15 protein-coding genes are annotated in these 16,083 nt (G+C 55.2%); 4 read left to right on the top strand and 11 right to left on the bottom strand.

The window, feature by feature from the left end; translation table 11 throughout:
- Window positions 1-127: 127 nt before the first annotated feature.
- The 7 genes from NDQ72_19265 to NDQ72_19235 form a co-directional block, all read right to left on the bottom strand.
- Complete coding sequence (locus tag NDQ72_19265) at window positions 128-1,498, bottom strand: PepSY domain-containing protein (GenBank protein WKD28150.1); 1,371 nt, start codon at window positions 1,496-1,498, stop codon at window positions 128-130.
- Window positions 1,499-1,582: 84 nt separating this feature from the next.
- On the bottom strand, window positions 1,583-3,718 hold the full coding sequence (locus NDQ72_19260; protein ID WKD28149.1) for a TonB-dependent copper receptor: 2,136 nt from the start codon (window positions 3,716-3,718) through the stop codon (window positions 1,583-1,585).
- Between the two features lie 75 nt (window positions 3,719-3,793).
- Window positions 3,794-4,183 (bottom strand): hypothetical protein, encoded by a 390-nt coding sequence (locus NDQ72_19255; protein ID WKD28148.1) that lies wholly within the window; start codon window positions 4,181-4,183, stop codon window positions 3,794-3,796.
- 238 nt (window positions 4,184-4,421) lie between these two features.
- Window positions 4,422-5,537, bottom strand: coding sequence for a molybdenum ABC transporter ATP-binding protein (modC, locus tag NDQ72_19250; GenBank protein ID WKD28147.1), 1,116 nt, complete (start codon window positions 5,535-5,537; stop codon window positions 4,422-4,424).
- Window positions 5,527-6,228: a molybdate ABC transporter permease subunit gene (gene modB / locus NDQ72_19245; GenBank protein ID WKD28146.1), complete on the bottom strand. Its 702-nt coding sequence runs from the start codon at window positions 6,226-6,228 to the stop codon at window positions 5,527-5,529. Before modB ends, modC begins: the two co-directional genes overlap by 11 nt.
- Window positions 6,225-7,013, bottom strand: a complete 789-nt coding sequence (gene modA, locus NDQ72_19240) for a molybdate ABC transporter substrate-binding protein (GenBank protein WKD28145.1) — start codon at window positions 7,011-7,013, stop codon at window positions 6,225-6,227. The genes modB and modA overlap by 4 nt, the downstream gene beginning before the upstream one ends.
- 92 nt (window positions 7,014-7,105) lie before the next feature.
- Window positions 7,106-7,492: a LysR family transcriptional regulator gene (locus NDQ72_19235; GenBank protein WKD28144.1), complete on the bottom strand. Its 387-nt coding sequence runs from the start codon at window positions 7,490-7,492 to the stop codon at window positions 7,106-7,108.
- A gap of 318 nt (window positions 7,493-7,810) precedes the next feature.
- On the opposite strand from NDQ72_19235, the gene NDQ72_19230 reads away from it, so the two are divergent.
- The 4 genes from NDQ72_19230 (at window position 7,811) to NDQ72_19215 (ending at window position 10,880) form a co-directional block, all read left to right on the top strand.
- Entirely contained in the window at window positions 7,811-8,695 is an 885-nt protein-coding gene (locus NDQ72_19230) for an urease accessory protein UreD (GenBank protein ID WKD28143.1), read from the top strand.
- A gap of 97 nt (window positions 8,696-8,792) precedes the next feature.
- The gene (locus NDQ72_19225) at window positions 8,793-9,074 is read left to right on the top strand and encodes a hypothetical protein (GenBank protein ID WKD28142.1); all 282 of its coding nucleotides are present in this window, start codon (window positions 8,793-8,795) and stop codon (window positions 9,072-9,074) included.
- A gap of 19 nt (window positions 9,075-9,093) precedes the next feature.
- Entirely contained in the window at window positions 9,094-10,608 is a 1,515-nt protein-coding gene (locus tag NDQ72_19220; GenBank protein WKD28141.1) for a PepSY domain-containing protein, read from the top strand.
- Window positions 10,605-10,880 (top strand): DUF3325 domain-containing protein, encoded by a 276-nt coding sequence (locus NDQ72_19215; protein ID WKD28140.1) that lies wholly within the window; start codon window positions 10,605-10,607, stop codon window positions 10,878-10,880. Before NDQ72_19220 ends, NDQ72_19215 begins: the two co-directional genes overlap by 4 nt.
- On the opposite strand, the gene NDQ72_19210 is transcribed toward NDQ72_19215, so the two are convergent.
- Genes NDQ72_19210 through NDQ72_19195 form a run of 4 tightly spaced genes read right to left on the bottom strand, consistent with a single transcriptional unit; the run spans window position 10,812 to window position 16,064 of the window.
- Window positions 10,812-11,912: an iron chelate uptake ABC transporter family permease subunit gene (locus NDQ72_19210; protein WKD28139.1), complete on the bottom strand. Its 1,101-nt coding sequence runs from the start codon at window positions 11,910-11,912 to the stop codon at window positions 10,812-10,814. The genes NDQ72_19215 and NDQ72_19210 overlap by 69 nt on opposite strands.
- A 6-nt stretch (window positions 11,913-11,918) precedes the next feature.
- Complete coding sequence (locus NDQ72_19205; GenBank protein ID WKD28138.1) at window positions 11,919-12,989, bottom strand: iron ABC transporter permease; 1,071 nt, start codon at window positions 12,987-12,989, stop codon at window positions 11,919-11,921.
- Complete coding sequence (locus NDQ72_19200; GenBank protein ID WKD28137.1) at window positions 12,935-13,912, bottom strand: iron-siderophore ABC transporter substrate-binding protein; 978 nt, start codon at window positions 13,910-13,912, stop codon at window positions 12,935-12,937. Before NDQ72_19200 ends, NDQ72_19205 begins: the two co-directional genes overlap by 55 nt.
- Before the next feature lie 7 nt (window positions 13,913-13,919).
- On the bottom strand, window positions 13,920-16,064 hold the full coding sequence (locus tag NDQ72_19195; protein WKD28136.1) for a TonB-dependent siderophore receptor: 2,145 nt from the start codon (window positions 16,062-16,064) through the stop codon (window positions 13,920-13,922).
- Between the last annotated feature and the right edge of the window lie 19 nt (window positions 16,065-16,083).

Genomic DNA, 16,083 nt, shown 5'->3' with positions numbered 1-16,083 from the left:
GGATGATGGCGGGAATAAACATCAGGCGCATGGGAAAATGGTGCATTGGTGGAAAAGCACCATTTTCCCAGCTCCTCATTAATTAGCGCATAGAATTGATGATAAGGAACGATTTGTTGAGCAAGGCTTAGGCAGTTTGACTAGCTAAACGCCGTTCCTGTAAGCGTTGAACGACAAACCAGTCAACGATAAGCATAAAGATCAAGGAAGCGCCGACGAGCGGAAAAATAACTCCCCCGATCACCAGCATGACAGTCAGGCCACGAAACACCCGTTTATCGCTCGGTAGTGGTGGGACTCCCATCGCGCCCGAGGGGCGTCGTTTCCACCACATCACCGCCGCTGACACTGCCAGCAGAATAATGGCGAGGCAGACCGTCAAGAACAAGAGTTGATTGAATAATCCAAACTGCTGACCCATATGCACGTTAATACCAAATTCCAACCAGCGGCCCAAGGGTCCATAGTCGGCATAGCTCATGTCGATCAAGCGCTCGCCAGTGTACTGATCAAGGTGCACCACGCGCTGTTGGCTAAGGTCATTGGGATAGACCGAGCCGGTGTACACACCGGTTGCCGTAGTCGGCAGGCTGACAGCATAGCCATTATGTAATCCCAGTTCATTGAAAATGGCGACAGCACCGTCAAGGCCGATGCTCTCTGCCTGACCTGGCTGCTGTGAGGATTCTGGGAGTTGTGCCTGTTCGAGTGACCAATTGGTTGGGCTTTGTTCGTTTAAACGTGCCTCCGACATGGGCACTTCAACGCGCACCCCGGCGGGGTAGCCAAAATTGTTACCGTTGGCCCACTGGTTAACCTGCCCGCCCCATACGCCCGACCAGGGCATGCCCGTGATTGCCAGAAAGACGATAAAGGCGCCGACAAATAGCCCGGTAACCGCATGCAAATCGCGCCAGAATACCCGGCTTTTCGGCTTGCCACGTACGCTAACCACGCCGCCTGCGCCTTTACGCCGTGGCCACCACAGGTAGATGCCGGTGAGCACCAGTAGAATTGACCAGCCGCCAGCTATTTCAATCAGTTTGCGCGCCGTCGGGCCAAAGTATTTCAAGCTGTGTAAATAGCGAACGGTCCACATCACGGTGCCACGGTCATCCAGTGCTCCCAGTACATTAGCCGTGTAAGGGTTAACGTAAACCGCTAATCGCTCGCCCTCCGCTGTGTTAATCGTGATCTCCGCGGAGCTATCCGGCGTCGCGGGGTCGGTGAATTTTACGGCGGTGCCGGGATGAGCCGTCAGCGCTGCACTTACCAGCGCAGAGGGAGGCAGCGTGGCCTCTTGAACGGCCACGCGCTCAACATCAGCGTGTATCAGCGCGTCCAGCTCGTCTTTGAATAAATACAGCCCGCCAGTGATCGCCAGACTAATCATAAACGGCAGCACCAAAAGGCCAGCGTAAAAATGCCAGCGCCAAACGGCGCGATAAAGATCGAAGGTTTTGCGTTTACCTTCTTGTGAGGAGGACGCGATCGTCATGTAGTGTCTCCAGACCACCAGGCAACGAGCCTGCTGGTTTAATGAGTCAGGGGAAACAGGTGCTCTACTGAGCACCTGAGTGAATCAGAAGCTGAAGTCGGCCCGTGCCCACACCATCCGGCCAGGCTCGTTAATACCGCGATCCAGATCAGCGGGGTAGCCAAAAGCGGCGTTACCGGCTAGGTTCAGGTGCTCGGTGTAAGTGGTGTCGAAAACGTTATCCACACCCACACTCAAGGTTAGGTGGTTGCTTGCGTGATACGCGCCATTAAGCGAGAACACCCCGAAACCTGAGGATGATTCCAGGTCTTGGCCGACGACATTGCCTTTTTCGAGCGCAGTGCGGTTTTGTGCCGCGACGCCACGCCATAGGCCGCCCACGGAGTAAGCGTCGCGTGCATAGGTCAAGCCAACATTAGCTTCCAGCGGTGGGATTTGAGGTAAGGCTTCATTGTCGTCGGCATTACGTCCCCAGGCATAGGCCAGGGAGGCATTGCCCACCCAGTTGTCGGTTATTTGATAGCTGGCACCCACTTCGGCACCTGCAATCTGGGCATCAATGTTATCGATTTGAGTAGTGCCCATGCCCGCTGTGTTGTAATCAAACAGAATAAAATCGTTTACATATCCTGCATATCCGGACACCCACGCGCTCAAGCGCTGGTCGTTGTACTGAGCACCGATATCCAACTGGGTGGTTTTTTCGGCTTGAACGCCATCGAAGGCATTCAAGCTGCCGGCCGGGCCTGCTTTGTTGGAACTTAGCTCCCAATAGTCAGGAAAGCGTTCCACATGCCCAACACCGGCATACCAAGTGATTGGTGCTGAGGCTAAATCTTGCTCGTAGCGGACAAAGGCACTGGGCAGAGTGTCACGGCGGGTAAGGCCTGCGGTAGCCGTATCCAGGCTCTCGTCACTGACGCGATAGCGGTCTACCCGGGCACCACCAATCAGGCGGTCACGTTCACCTATATACCGGGTGACCTCGCTGAAGGCGCCGAACTGGGTCTGCTCGTAATCGGGTTGCCAGCGCTCTCCATCCAGGTTGCGGTGTACCTGATGTTCAACGTCGACGCCAGCGATCCAGGTGGTGTTTTCCCACTCCCAGGTGGACGCAGCGCGCGCACTTCGAGTACGGCGATCAACCCGCATGGCCATGCCGTTACTCATATCCATGCCGCCGCCCATGTCCATGCCACCGCCCATGTCCATGCCGCTGCCCATATCCATGCCGCCACCCATGCTCATGCTGCCCGGTGAACGAAGGGTAAAGTTATCCATAATATGGTCGGCGTAGGCATAGTTGGCCTGCATTTCCAGACGTTTCCAGTGCTCGCCTAAATTCTCGCGCTGAAAACGTATGCCCACGGTTTCGCGCAGAAACTTACTGCCATCCATGCCCCGTCCGGCATAGCGCGCTTCACCGTCTCCTCGGCCAGCGGTGACTTCAAGCCAAGTGTCGTCGTCGGGTGTCCAGCCTATGGCCACGTCGCCGTTCCATTTATCCCACTGAGAGGGCACAGCGTTGCCGTCGCCATCTTTATAGTCGTTGGCCTCTGATTGGTTGCCAGTAATGCGCAGATAGCCCGCTTGATTACCCACTGCGGCATCAATGCGGCGATCAAAGCGACCATAGGTGCCCAGCATGACGCTGCCATCTACACGTACGCCCGCTTCATCGAACTCTTCTGGGCCGCGGTCAAAGCGCACCGTTGCCGCTGAGGCACCTGGCCCCCATAGCACCGACTGTGGCCCTTTGGTGACGGTGAGGCTATCGTAATTTTCAGGTGAGATATAAGACGTCGGCGCATCCATGCGCGCCGGGCAAGCGCCTAGCATTTGGCTGCCATTGGTCAGCACCCGTAGACGCGAGCCAAACATGCCACGGAAAACCGGGTCACCGTTGGTGCCGCCGTTACGAATGGCAGAGAACCCCGGAATGGTCTGAAGGTAGTCGGCACCGTCGCTGGCAGGGGCCGGTTGGCGCGGTATGCGTGGGTCAGTTTCCACCGTAAGTGGCGAGCTTAGCGGTACAGCGGTGACGACCATGGTGTTGAGCGCATGATGATGGTCGTGGTGAGCGGCAGGCGACTGTGCCCATGTGCTTTGAACAGCCACGCTCGATGCCGCGGCGATGCTTAATGTTAGTGCGTGTCGTTGAAAACGGTTTTTTAAACGGGCAGGCGTAACGACGCCATGCCCAGTAGCTAGATGCGACATGATGATCCCTTTTTTTGATGTAGACAGCCACTCGCCTGAAGCGAGCTTCAGGCTGAAAGGGCTGACGATGTGGCGTTATACACGTCGCAAAAAGGGCGGAGCTCGCGTTAGCGCGTGGGGGTAGTTATCACAGGAGCGCATCGCCTGTGTCGGTTGCGTCAGCAGTTGCCCATGCGTGATAAACGCTTGCTGGCTGATCGCGGGAAGAACGGTTGGTGTCGTTGGAAACTGTTGCCAGACGGCGCAGTAGCCACATTGGTGAAACCAGTTAAATATCGGCTCTACCGCTTCAGCATGGCCTGAAGAGTGGTGATGTTGACTTGCTTGCGGGGCCGCGTGCTGATGATGGTTTCCATTCTGGTGACTTGATGAATGGCTAGAGGAGTGGTCAGTGCCGTGGTTAGCGTGATGTTGCCCACCCGCTTGATACTGCGAAATTAGCGGCCCGCCCAGTAGGAGATGCATCGCCACAAACGCCATATAAAGCGCTATGCGATACCAAAGAGTCCCTACTGAACGTGATAAGTGCATTTGCTCGATACGCTATTTGGGCCGTGTTATGTTGTTTCATATAGAGTGCTTGGCAATTTTAGCTGAAATTTCCTTATGAAAATGTGAGGGCGGTGCGGTCAATTGACACGTAGGGGCTATTGGCGTCGGATAAAACGAGTGCTAAATCAATTCATAGCTCCGACGTTGTGTATTAGTAATGCAAGATCGATACACTGCGCACTAGCGCTGTCACCTGCTTACCTACAGCGAGTTTCATTTCATCTGAGGACTTGCGAGTTAAGCGTGATCTAAGGTGAATAGAACCAAGGCTCAACAGCAGCTCCACCGAGTGTGGGCTGGTGGGCAACGTTTCCATTTTTTTAATAGTAGCCGCGAGCTGATTACGGTAGCTGGTGTCCTTTGTCGGTGAGAGTGCCAAGGCAATATCCCGTGCAAAGATACGTACGCGCAAACGGCTGCCGACAGGCGCTGATATACCCGGTATTATTAATTGGTGACACTTATCAAGCGCAAGATGGGTTAGCTGGTATACATCGTCATGTTCGACAACTCGACCTTCGATAATCGAGGCGGCATCGAACCCTCCCAGCTCCTCGGTTAAATCAAAGCGCTGCAAAAGACCATGTAATGGATCGCTAGCAATAACGCGCCCCTCTTTCATCAGTACGAGATGATCAGCAATTGCCGAGATCTCTTCGGGGTCGTGGCTGACGTAAATCACCGGGATTTGAACCTGGCGAGTCAGTCGCGCAATGAAGCGCAACAGCTCTTGCTTACGTGGCCCATCCAATCCGGAGAGTGGCTCATCCATTAGCAGTAGCTGAGGATCGCTCAGTAGTGCCCTGCCTATGGCGACTCGGCGTGCTTCGCCGCCCGAAAGGGTACCCGGTATCCGCTCAAGTAAATGTCCGATGCCAAGCAATTCGACAATCTCATCGAAGCGGTGAGTTGCTCGTTTAGGCATGCCGTAGGTGAGGTTGCCTCGCACTCGGTAATGAGGAAAAAGACGCGCCTCCTGGAACACAACGCCAATGCGCCGTTGATGGGCGGGTACATTCTGGCGCTGTTGGGTGTCTAGTAGCACCTGGTCGCCGAGCTGCAGTTTGCCTACGTCGGGTGTGTCCAAGCCTGCAATAATGCGCAGTAGGCTGGTTTTGCCGCTTCCTGATATGCCAAAAATACCGGTCACACCGCTAGCGGGCAGCGTGAGCGATGCTTGCAGCTGGAAGTTGCCAAGGCGTTGTTCAACAGAGAGCGATAGCGATGAATGGGCAGAGGCGTCGGGAGACGTTGGGTTAGTAGGCATCACGTTCCTGTAAACGCTGTTGGGTGCGGCGCGCTAGCCATTCAGAGGCAATTAACGAGAGCAGGGCAATAATGATGGCGAGAAAACATAGCCTTGCCGCAGCGGCTTCCTGACCGGGTGTCTGAATTAGCGTATAGAGTGCTAGGGGTAAGGTGCGCGTTTCGCCAGGGATATTAGAGGCGAAAGTGATAGTGGCACCGAACTCGGAAAGCGCGCGAGCAAAAGCCAGCACGGTACCTGTTAGCAGGCCGGGGATCGCCAGCGGCAATGTGATGGTGGTGAATACCCGCCAGCGACTAGCGCCTAGCGTGCTGGCAGCCGCTTCGAGTTTGGGGTCAACGGCCTCAAGGGATAAACGCAGGGCCCTCACCAGTAATGGAAACGCCATTACGCCGCTAGCAACGGCTGCCCCTTGCCAAGTAAATGGCAATGATACGCCTAAGTTGCTGTAAAGCCATTGACCAAACACCCCTTGCCTGCCCAAGCCAATTAACAGTAGATACCCCACAACCACGGGCGGCAGAACCAGTGGCAAGTGTATCAAACCATTGACCAATGCTTTCCCGCGAAAATGATAGCGGGCTAGCCACCAAGCGACGGCAATGCCTGGGGGCAATATCCATGCAACCGCCGCTAAGCCGATCAGTAAGCTTAGGCGAATAGCCTCCCACTCCGCTGGAGAAAGCGTCACGGTGCACTGATGCTTGTGTCAAAGCCATGCTCGGCAAAGATAGCGAGGGCTTCTTCACTGGTTAACCACGCCTGTAGCGCCACGGCAGCAGCGTTTTGCTCTGCATCAATCAGGGCGATGGGGTACGTAATGGGGTCGTGGCTGGCGGCTGGGAATAACCCAAGTACCCTGACGGCCTTGCTGGCAAAAGCATCCGTTTGATACACCACACCGATGGGTGTTTCTTCACGCTCTACCAGCGCTAATGCAGCGCGCACATCATTGCCACGGGCTAGGCGCGGCGCTAGAGCTTCCCATTCGCCCAGTGTCTCCAGTGCTTGCTGGGTATAGATACCGGCCGGTACATGGTCTGGGTCTCCCACGGACAGTCGGTCGCGCTCGCCTAATAGCGTTTCAATAGCGATGCCTTCCCCTGGGGTGAACTGCATTGGCACGCTATCGCTGGCACTAACAAGCGCCAATCGATTTTGCAGTAAATCTCTACGTTGCTGCACATTGATATGCTGATCTTCAAGCCAATCCATCCACGTCACATTTGCGGAAAGAAATAGCTGCGCGGGACTGCCGCTGGCGATTTGTCGAGCAAGGGTAGACGACGAAGCATAAATCGCGGTCACATCAACGTCATTATGCGTTTCATAAACCGCAATGGCATCGTTTAGTGCATCGGTCAGCGACGCAGCGGCTGCAACGTGCACATTGTCGCTCGCGAGCGCTGATGCTGTCGGAAGGCTAAATAGAATAACGCTGGCAAGCAGGCGATTGTTCACACCGAAGTTAAGCATCGTTTTATTCCGCTATTTCCACATGGATATAGCGGAGATTAGCGAATACTCAGCGCGTGTTCAATGACAAATAACGCGTGGCTGGATGGCGATCAATCATTGTCGCGCTCGGCACCATCAGAAGGTGACAGAAGCGCTAGCAGTGCTTTGGCATCGTCAGGCGTTGCCATCACAAACTGCTTTTCCAGTGCTCGATAGTGGGTAAGTACTTGTTTACCCGTCTCGGTTAGGTGTGCTCCCCCCCGTGCATTTCCACCGGAACTTGTTACCACCAGCGGTGATAAAAAGTAGCCGTTCATAGTTTCGAGCAGTTGCCAGGCTTTTTTATAACTCATGTTCAGCGCGCGGCCCGCCGCGGAAATTGAGCCGGTTTGATCAATCATTTCCAACAGGTCAGCCTTGCCAGGGCCAATCACCACATCGTGGTTTAACGCTAAGCGCAGCTGGAAGGTAGGGGAAGGGTGATGGGTGCGTGTCATTGTTGAACTCTGCTGATGACTATGTGCGTATCAGTTTAGCAACGATATAGCCCCCAACGCTTACCATTTAGTGGTTAGCAAAGAAGAGTGCGCAGCTTAGCTTAACGAGGCTTGGGCCTTCTTCTAACGGCGTTGAAGGTTGCTCAGATTTGGTGCGCTTATCCGTTTTTGTGTTCTCTTTTGGTGCTTAAAGCCGTTGGTAGCTAACAATCTCAAAGCTTAAGTTATTGTGTCGACAAAGAAACGTGGTTTTTCACCATTTTGGCGCACTCCTTGCATTTCAAGTTGAAATATTGACCAACTGGAAGCGATAGCGCCATGACTCTGTGTGAACTTGCGACACCTGCCGCTAGCTCAGGCCATCGCTTTGATGGCGAGCGCCACTGGGCGGCATCGCTGGCGCTGCGTTTTGCTAACCGTGAGGGCACAACCCGATTGGTGCAGGCTCGTCACCAAGGGCCGCTACGAGTACAGCGGCCGTTTTACCCAGAAGGCAGCACGGAAGCTTGCCATGTGTACGTGCTGCATCCACCCGGTGGTTTAGTCAGTGGCGATGCCCTGACGATTCGCGCCCACATCGAGGGTGATGCTCATGCGCTGCTCACCACGCCTGCGGCTAACAAGCTTTATAAAGCTGACAGTCAGGGCGTTGCCTGGAACCAACAGACTGAGCTTAACGTGGAAGATGGCGGCATCCTTGAGTGGCTTCCTCAAGAAACGATCGCCTTTGATGGCTCCAAAGGCGCTCAGCGAACGCATATTGCGTTGCATGGCAGTGCCCGTTGCTTGGGCTGGGAAATCATGGCGCTGGGCCGCCCCGCCAGTGAACTTCCCTATGTAACAGGTCGCATTGAGCAGCACTTTCGTTTAACCCTAGATGGCAAGCCGCTGTGGCTTGAACGCCAACCGTTGGATCCTGCACATCCGCGTTTTAACGGGCGCTGGGGGCAGGGGGGCGCCACGGTGCAAGCCACGCTATGGGCGGTGGGCTTAGAAGATGCCGGTGTGGCGATTGATGAGCTACGCGAAGCGCTGCCGGACAACCCGCGTTGGGCGGTTACCGTTCGCCAGGGCGTGCTGTTATTACGTTATCTCGGAAACTCACGCAATGAAGCCTGGACGCTGTGTGAGCAGGCGTGGCATGTTCTGCGCCCGCACTGGATCGCGCGTGTCGCCCACACACCGCGCATTTGGTTAACCTAAACGTTGTGCAGCAGGTGCTAAATAAGTTATTTGTACTAATGCAAATGAAAACCTTTTGCATTAAAATGGTGGTCTGTGACCTGCACCGAGATGCACCATGCTGCTCAACGTCTTATCCTCTTCCTATTGGCTGCTGATCTTACGCATCCTGGCCGCGACGCTTGGCGGCTATATCGTTGCTGCACTGTTTTCGGTGGCAGCGCTTGGCTTACCGTTTGATACCATGATGTCTCTGCGTATCGGCATGATGGGAAGCTTTATTATTTGGGCGGGCGTGGCGATCTGGTCGTTTATCACGCCGAGTTTGATACGTCTTTGGGGAGCTATCGGTCTAGCCATTGGCGGCCTTCTAGTGGTGGCTAACTATGGCGTCCACTAAGCGCAGCGTGAGGCGTAATATGGCCCAGCTGCACACATGGTGCGGCTTGTTGGCTGCTTGGCTGCTATTTGCCGTTTTTCTGACGGGCACTCTGAGTTACTTCAAAGAGAGTATCTCGTTGTGGATGCAGCCCGAACTTCCGAGTGTCGCCACGAATGCTGAGTGGGACAATCGACGCCTAGCGGATTACTGGCAGCACTATCTTACTGAACATGCTTCCTCAGCGAGAAGCTGGCAGATCACCTTCCCTAATGAGCGCGAGGCGGTTTCGACAGCCGTCTGGTTTGGGCAGGATGGGAGAGAGCGATCGATACTTGACCCAACCACTCTGACGTTGGTTACCCCGCGAGAAACGCGTGGGGGGGATTTTTTCTATCGATTCCATTTCCAATTGCATCATCTGCCCGCCATCTATGGCCGCTGGATCATTGGTATCGCCACCATGATGATGTTCGTGGCAATCATTAGCGGCGTGATAACCCATAAAAAAATCCTGCGCGACTTTTTTGCTTTCCGGCCCCAAAAGGGCGCGCGCAGTTGGCTTGATGCGCACAATGCATTTTCGGTGTTAGCGCTACCTTTTCAGTTAATGATTACCTACACCGGCTTGATAACACTCATGTCGCTGTATATGCCTTGGGGAGTAGAGCGCGCGTTTCCCGATGCTGACGCGCGTCGCCAAGCGACCAGTGAGCTGCATGCCTTTCCACTCTCCGGCCCGGCTACGGGGCAGCCTGCAGCGTTATATGCCCTTAGCGAAATGGTCGGTGATGCTGAGGCGCATTGGCAGAAGCCAGTGCAGTCCTTAAGGGTTAGCCACCCAGGTGATGCAGGTGCGCGTGCCGTGGTTTGGCAAAGTACCCACGAGGCGTTATCCGCGCACCGCCCACAACGTATCTATGCGGCCAGTTCGGGCGCGTTGTTAGCAGAGACTCAGCCGCAACGCATTGATGAACAAGCACACGGCATTATGGTGGGGTTACATGCCGGCCGTTTTGCCGACTGGGGCATGCGCTGGACCTATTTTGCGTTAGGGGCTGCTGGGTGTGGCATGGTGGCAACCGGGCTACTGCTGTGGACGTCAAAGCGTAAGCATAAGAAGGGCGGCGTGGTGGGGATGTGGTGTGTCGAGCGGCTTAATATAGCCACGTTGGCCGGCATGCCGATTGCCGTATTGGCCTTTTTCGCCAGCAATCGACTTTTACCGGTGGCGCTTAGTGGGCGCGCCCAATGGGAAATCCATTTTTTCTTTGCCGCCTGGCTGCTGGCGCTGCTACACGCTGTTTTAAGACGCTCGACCTCGCAGGCGTGGCGGGAGCAGTTAACTCTGATCGTTATCTTGTTACTGTGCCTACCAATGCTGAATCTCTTGGCCCCTTCCTATCGTGTTCTAGGTGAGCTTGCCGCAGGTAATTGGCAGCGTGTTAGCGTTGACCTGATGTGCTTGGTCAGCGCGCTGATCATCGTCTGGCAAATGAAACGAGCTGCTAAAAAAGCGAGCACCCGTGTGCAGCCCATTCAGGTGGCGTCATGATGCTCACCACGACTCTGGCACTCTGTACGCTGGGTTTTGCATTAATTGCGCTGTCGGATAGCCGCCACCGACGCCGTTGTGGTCTTAAGCCTGCTCAACAAAAACCTTGGTTCTGGGCGGGCAGTGCGATACTCGGTTGGCCGCTTTGGTTGGCAATGGAAACCTGGAGCACAGGGCTGGCAATAACGCTATGGCTGGGCTGTCTAAGCATCTCGGCGGGAGTGGTATTTCTTGGTCTGGCGATGTTTGAGCGCTTTCGCCAGCAGCGGTAATTCCCCCCGCCGCTGGCGATTTAATAAATAAACCAAATAGATGCCGCCCAGCCCGGCTGTTAAAACCCCGACGGGTAACGCCCCAGAAGGCAATAAGTACTGAGCCGCTAAGTCTGCCGCTAATAGCAGCAGCGCTCCGACCACACCTGCCGCTAAGGGGAGCGGCCCAGGTTTTCGCCACAGGCGTAACGCCAACTGGGGGGCGGCAAGGGACACAAACGCAATCGGCCCTACCGTCGCGACCGCGCCACCTGCTAGAAAAGCCCCCATTAAGGCACTTAATAAGCGTGAGGCTGCCAGATTAACGCCGAGGCTTTTGGCGACGGGGTCGCCAAGCGCCATCAGACGCAGCCGGGGGGCTATCAGCACAATACCGGGCAGTAACAGCAAACACAGGCCAAGCATTGGCCAAAGATCGTGCCACTGGCGTCCTGCTACGCTACCGCTAAGCCAAATCATCGCGTCTCGCGCTTGCTCTTGGCCCAGCCAGGTCAAATTTAGCTGCACACCTGCTAGGGCTAAGGCATTGATAGCGATGCCAGCAATAATCATTGAAGAGGGGTGGCGAAAACCACGCCCAGAGCCGCTATAGACCGCCAGCGTGCCGATGATCGCACCTAGTGCGGCTCCTGTCGTGGTAGACATAATGCCCATCAACCAGCTGCTTGCCAGCAGTGCTCCCAGGCTAGCGCTGGTGGTAAGGCCGATAATATCGGGACTACCTAATGGGTTGCGGGTGATGCCTTGAAACAGGGCGCCCGATACACCCAGCGCAAAGCCAGCACACAGCGCGACGAATGCCCGTGGTAAGCGCAGCGTAAACGCCTGCCACTGTTCAAACGGTGTCGCATTACCTTGGATAAGGTGCCCAAGCGCTTCCTTGCTAAGCCCTTGGCTTCCCAGCATGAGAGAACCCAGTAATAGCCCTAAAGCGATGATGCTGGCCAACACGTAGGGGGCTAAAGCTCGGGATGGCAAAAGACAGGGTGACAACTGACGGGAGGCTGGCAGTAACGTATTAAAGCGTTTCATTATCACTCACACACCGCGCTGGTTAATGCGCACAGCGACTAACAGAAATGGCGCGCCTAGCAGCGCTGTCAGAATCCCTGTCATGATTTCAGAAGGGCTTAGCAAAAGGCGTGCGAGCAGGTCTGCAAGTATCATCATCAGGGGGCCCATCACTAGCGCGATGGCAAGTTGCCAATAAACGTAATGGCCGGCAATTTTTTTGGCCAATAACGGCACGGCTAAGCCCACGAAGGCGATAGGGCCTACCGTGGCGGTTGAAATCGCCGCTAGCAACGCGCTACCGCTAAGCACCGCCAGCCTTAAACAACCCGCATTCAGCCCCAGCGCTTTGGTCACGCCGTCACCCATTTGCAGGACGTGCAAAAAGCGCGGGAGGATAAACGACAGGCCTAGCCCGACCGCTATCCAGCCTAATAGCCGCTGGGCTTCACCTAGCGTATGCCCATTGATGGACCCAACGATCCAGAAGCGATAGTTGGCAAATAAGGCGGGGTGAGTAAGGGTGATGGCTTGTACGTAGGCAAATAGAACGGCGTTAAGCGCTGCCCCTAACAGCAGCAGATGTGATGGGTCATGCTGGCGATAAGCGCTCTGAACGCCGACTAAAACAGCCACGCAAAGCGCGCCAGGTAGCGCTAACCAAAAAGCGCCTGCAGGCAACGAACCAAGCACCAAACCAGCGGTGACGAGAGAGGCGGCTGCGCCTGCATTGATGCCCAGAAGCCCAGGCTCGGCAAGCGGGTTGCGAGTTAAATTTTGTAGCAGTGTACCGGCGACAGCAAGTGCCGCGCCGGTGGCGATGGCGAGCAGTGTGCGTGACAGGCGTGCTTCCACTAAGTCGTTGGCGTAGCTAGTGTCTAGCGCTTGAAGTGCCCGCCATACTTGATAAGGGGAGAGGTGTTCTGCTCCGACCGAGAGGTTGACCCAGCCAAACAGCAGTACCGCCCCCATTAGCCCAACCAGCCAGCGTGTTCGTTGCCGTAAAGAGGGAAATAGGCCGTTCTCCATACCCGCTCCAGCATTCATCGCTGTTCTGCTGCCTCGGCAAGGCGTGGCAAGAGCCGCTCGATCATCCATTGAGTCGCTAGTGGCGAACCGGCAGAACTAGCCACGATTAATGGCTGATCGGTTAGCGCCAGATAGCGGCCATGTGAAATGGCTGGCAAAGACGCAAAAAGCGGTAGCTCAGCGACTCTATCGCGCTGCTCTGCGCTGTGATACCAAGAGACCACTAAATCGACATCTTCGAGCATGGGCAGATGTTCAAACCCTAGGTAGTGGGCAAAGTGATTGCCGCTGGGTGATAAGCCTTCAACCGTTGGTGACAAGTGAAGCCCAAGGCCTGTCAGTGTGCCAACACGAGGGTCGTCTGCTAAGTACACAGAGACATTTCCGGAGGCTGGGTCGGGCCGCACATAGGCAAAAGTGGTGTCTGCAAGGCTTGGATAAGACTCGCCTGCAGTCCTCAGCGATGTGTCGAGATGACGTATTAAGGCAGCGCCTTGTTCCGGCACGCCAAGCGCTTGTGCAATACGTTCAATCTGCTCATCAACAGAAGTGAGGTAAGGGCGCTCTGGGTAAGCGACAATGGGCACCAGTGGCGACAACAGATCATAAATAGCGTCTGGAACACCACTGGAAGGCGCCAGAATGACATCCGGCTCCAGCGCGAGCAGTGCTTCAACATCCAGCTCGGGGTATTGGGTAATCGTCGTGGGGAGCGGCGCTGCTTGTGCTTCTAGAGCGTCTCGTACCCATGGCCAATAGCCGTCTTCATCGCCGCCCCACTCCGCACGGCTGACCCCGACCGGCACCACGCCAAGTGAAATGGCAATATCATCAGCACCAACGCCAAGGGTGACGACGCGCTGAGGTGGCTCGTCAATGGTGGCTGTTCCCAGTGGGCTTGGGATGGCAACGGGAAACAGAGAGGTATCAGCCACTGCCCCCGTCATGGGGGCAGCCGCAATTAACAGGGTGATGAATGAGCGTAACAGCATCAGCTTCTCACCAATCCCAGTTGATTGACATGACGGCACTACGCGGTTCGCCAAGCCAATACTGGCTGTAGAAACCAATTTGCTCGTAGTAGTCCTTGTCAAACACGTTGTTGATGTTCAGCTGCGCGCTTAATTGATCGTTGAAACGGTAGCGTGCCATCAGATCAGCAACGGCGTAAGCATCTTGCCCAACCTTAACCTGGCCATTGGGGCTAGATGTGTTCCGCCAAATATCGCTTTGCCAACGTGCCCCGCCGCCCAATGTTAAGCCACTCCATGCACCCGGCAGTTGGTAAGTGGTAAACAGTTTGACCTGTTGGCGCGGATGGGTCGTGTTGGTCCGCTCACCGTCGGAATTTTCTGCATTGGCTAGCGCGTAGCTGGCGCTCACATTCCAGCCAGAGGCCACTTCGCCAATCAATTCGACTTCAACGCCATTGACCTGATTACCATCAACGCTGCGGTGGGCGGACGTACCCGGCTGGCCAATCACATCAACGCCAGGAATAGCTTCGGCCACACCGTTTTGCTCTGTTCTAAACAGTGCAATACTGCTATCCAAGTGGCCGTTCAGAAGGGTTGCCTTAGCACCCAGCTCATAGCTGCGGCCCTGAATAGGATCAAGCAGAGAGCCATCCTCACGGCGGGCATTCTGAGACTGGAAAATCTCGGTATAACTCGCGTAAACAGAGGCGTAGTCATTAATATCGTAAATAATGCCCGCATAAGGCGTTATTTCGTTGCTGTATCGGTATTGCCGATCAGATCCATAATAAGTCTGATCCAATTCCCAGTCGCTCAGGCGTGCACCAAGAATAAGATTAAGCGGATCACTCAACGAAAAGCGCGACACCATAAAGCCGCCGCTTTGCGTTACCTGCATATTATCTGAGCTGTTGAATTGCCCCCACTGAGGCTTGGCCACCACACTGTCTCGCCAATTAAGGTAACTACCCGCGGAAGGCGGCGTGCCAACCGGGGTGGCCAGTTTTATCTCAAAGTCATCTTCGTTATGCATCCAGCCAAAGCCCAACTCGTGTTGGCGGCCAAATAAGCTGAAATCACCTTCGGCCGTCACGTTAACGGTTTGTTGAGTGCGGTTGCCGCGGTAATTTAAGAAGGAGCTGGACATACCAAGGCCTGTCTCCCTGTCTGGGAAACCGCCGCGATAAAGGTACTCTAGGCCATAGTTACCATCGTTATGGCTGACCGCGGCGCGTAACGTCCAGCCGTTATCCAGTTGGTGGCTAAGATCAGCGAACACGCGAGTGGTCTCGTTGTAAAACGTTGACCAGTCGGTGTTGTTAGATGCGCTGCGGTCAAAGTCCGTGCGGCTGCCGTCAGCATAAAAAGCCGGGACACTGGCCCCCGCGCCGAGCGTCTCGTTGTGCTGATATTCAACCCCTACGGTTAATTGAGTAGCGGGGGTAAGCTCGCTACTGATAACACCGTAAAGTGTCTCATGGTCATCTTCGAGATGAGAGATAAAGCTATCGTTTTGGCCTTTGGCCACGACAAAACGGGCCCCGGTCGTACCATCGCTGCTTAACGGTACAGACACATCCGCCGTGGCGCGGCGACGATCCCAGCGGCCGATGCCTGCGGAAACAGACGCAGCCGTTTCGGACAACGGGCGTTTGCGAATAAAGTTAACGCTTGCCGAAGGTTCGCCAGCGCCGGTCAATAAACCGGTTGCCCCGCGCACTACTTCAACACGGTCATAAATCGCCGCATCCCAGTCGGTATCGCCAAAATTCCAGAAACCGCTGAGCGGAATGCTGAGTCCGTCAAACTGCACGCTACGGATTGAAAAACCACGTGCGGCATAGCTAATCCGGTTACTGTCAGCTCGGCTTGGCGAAACGCCAGGCACTTGAGCTAAAACATCACCGCCTGACTGTGCCGCACGGTCGTCGATCTGCTGGCGAGTAATAACACTTGTTGATTGGGGCGTCTCGCGTGGTGTTAATGACAGCCCGACCGCACTGCGGCTAGCGGGCACTGTGTAGCGTTGAGTGCCTTCACTGCTGGTGCTGAGGCGCTCACCGGTCACTAGCAAATTGTCCAATGTTTCGTCAGGAGCTTCAGCAAAGGCAAGCAAAGGGTAGGCAAGAATAAGAGCAGTGCATGTTGATCGATATAACAATGGCATGGAGCGGTTTTCCAAAGTG

Source organism: Halomonas sp. KG2 (assembly GCA_030440445.1).
Taxonomy (GTDB): Bacteria; Pseudomonadota; Gammaproteobacteria; order Pseudomonadales; family Halomonadaceae; genus Vreelandella.
The sequence above is the reverse complement of the archived record's forward strand: the minus strand, read 5'-3'. Positions and strand labels throughout refer to the sequence as shown.

Bases quoted from the DNA above. Each gene is read 5' to 3' on its own strand.
- modA (WKD28145.1), bottom strand. From the start codon at position 7,013: ATGCTTAACTTCGGTGTGAACAATCGCCTGCTTGCCAGCGTTATTCTA.
- NDQ72_19260 (WKD28149.1), bottom strand. From the start codon at position 3,718: ATGTCGCATCTAGCTACTGGGCATGGCGTCGTTACGCCTGCCCGTTTA.
- NDQ72_19225 (WKD28142.1), top strand. From the start codon at position 8,793: ATGCTGCTCAACGTCTTATCCTCTTCCTATTGGCTGCTGATCTTACGC.
- NDQ72_19195 (WKD28136.1), bottom strand. From the start codon at position 16,064: ATGCCATTGTTATATCGATCAACATGCACTGCTCTTATTCTTGCCTAC.
- NDQ72_19205 (WKD28138.1), bottom strand. From the start codon at position 12,989: ATGGATGATCGAGCGGCTCTTGCCACGCCTTGCCGAGGCAGCAGAACA.
- NDQ72_19210 (WKD28139.1), bottom strand. From the start codon at position 11,912: ATGAAACGCTTTAATACGTTACTGCCAGCCTCCCGTCAGTTGTCACCC.
- NDQ72_19230 (WKD28143.1), top strand. From the start codon at position 7,811: ATGACTCTGTGTGAACTTGCGACACCTGCCGCTAGCTCAGGCCATCGC.
- NDQ72_19255 (WKD28148.1), bottom strand. From the start codon at position 4,183: ATGCATCTCCTACTGGGCGGGCCGCTAATTTCGCAGTATCAAGCGGGT.
- modC (WKD28147.1), bottom strand. From the start codon at position 5,537: ATGCCTACTAACCCAACGTCTCCCGACGCCTCTGCCCATTCATCGCTA.
- NDQ72_19265 (WKD28150.1), bottom strand. From the start codon at position 1,498: ATGACGATCGCGTCCTCCTCACAAGAAGGTAAACGCAAAACCTTCGAT.
- NDQ72_19220 (WKD28141.1), top strand. From the start codon at position 9,094: ATGGCCCAGCTGCACACATGGTGCGGCTTGTTGGCTGCTTGGCTGCTA.
- NDQ72_19215 (WKD28140.1), top strand. From the start codon at position 10,605: ATGATGCTCACCACGACTCTGGCACTCTGTACGCTGGGTTTTGCATTA.
- NDQ72_19235 (WKD28144.1), bottom strand. From the start codon at position 7,492: ATGACACGCACCCATCACCCTTCCCCTACCTTCCAGCTGCGCTTAGCG.
- NDQ72_19200 (WKD28137.1), bottom strand. From the start codon at position 13,912: ATGCTGTTACGCTCATTCATCACCCTGTTAATTGCGGCTGCCCCCATG.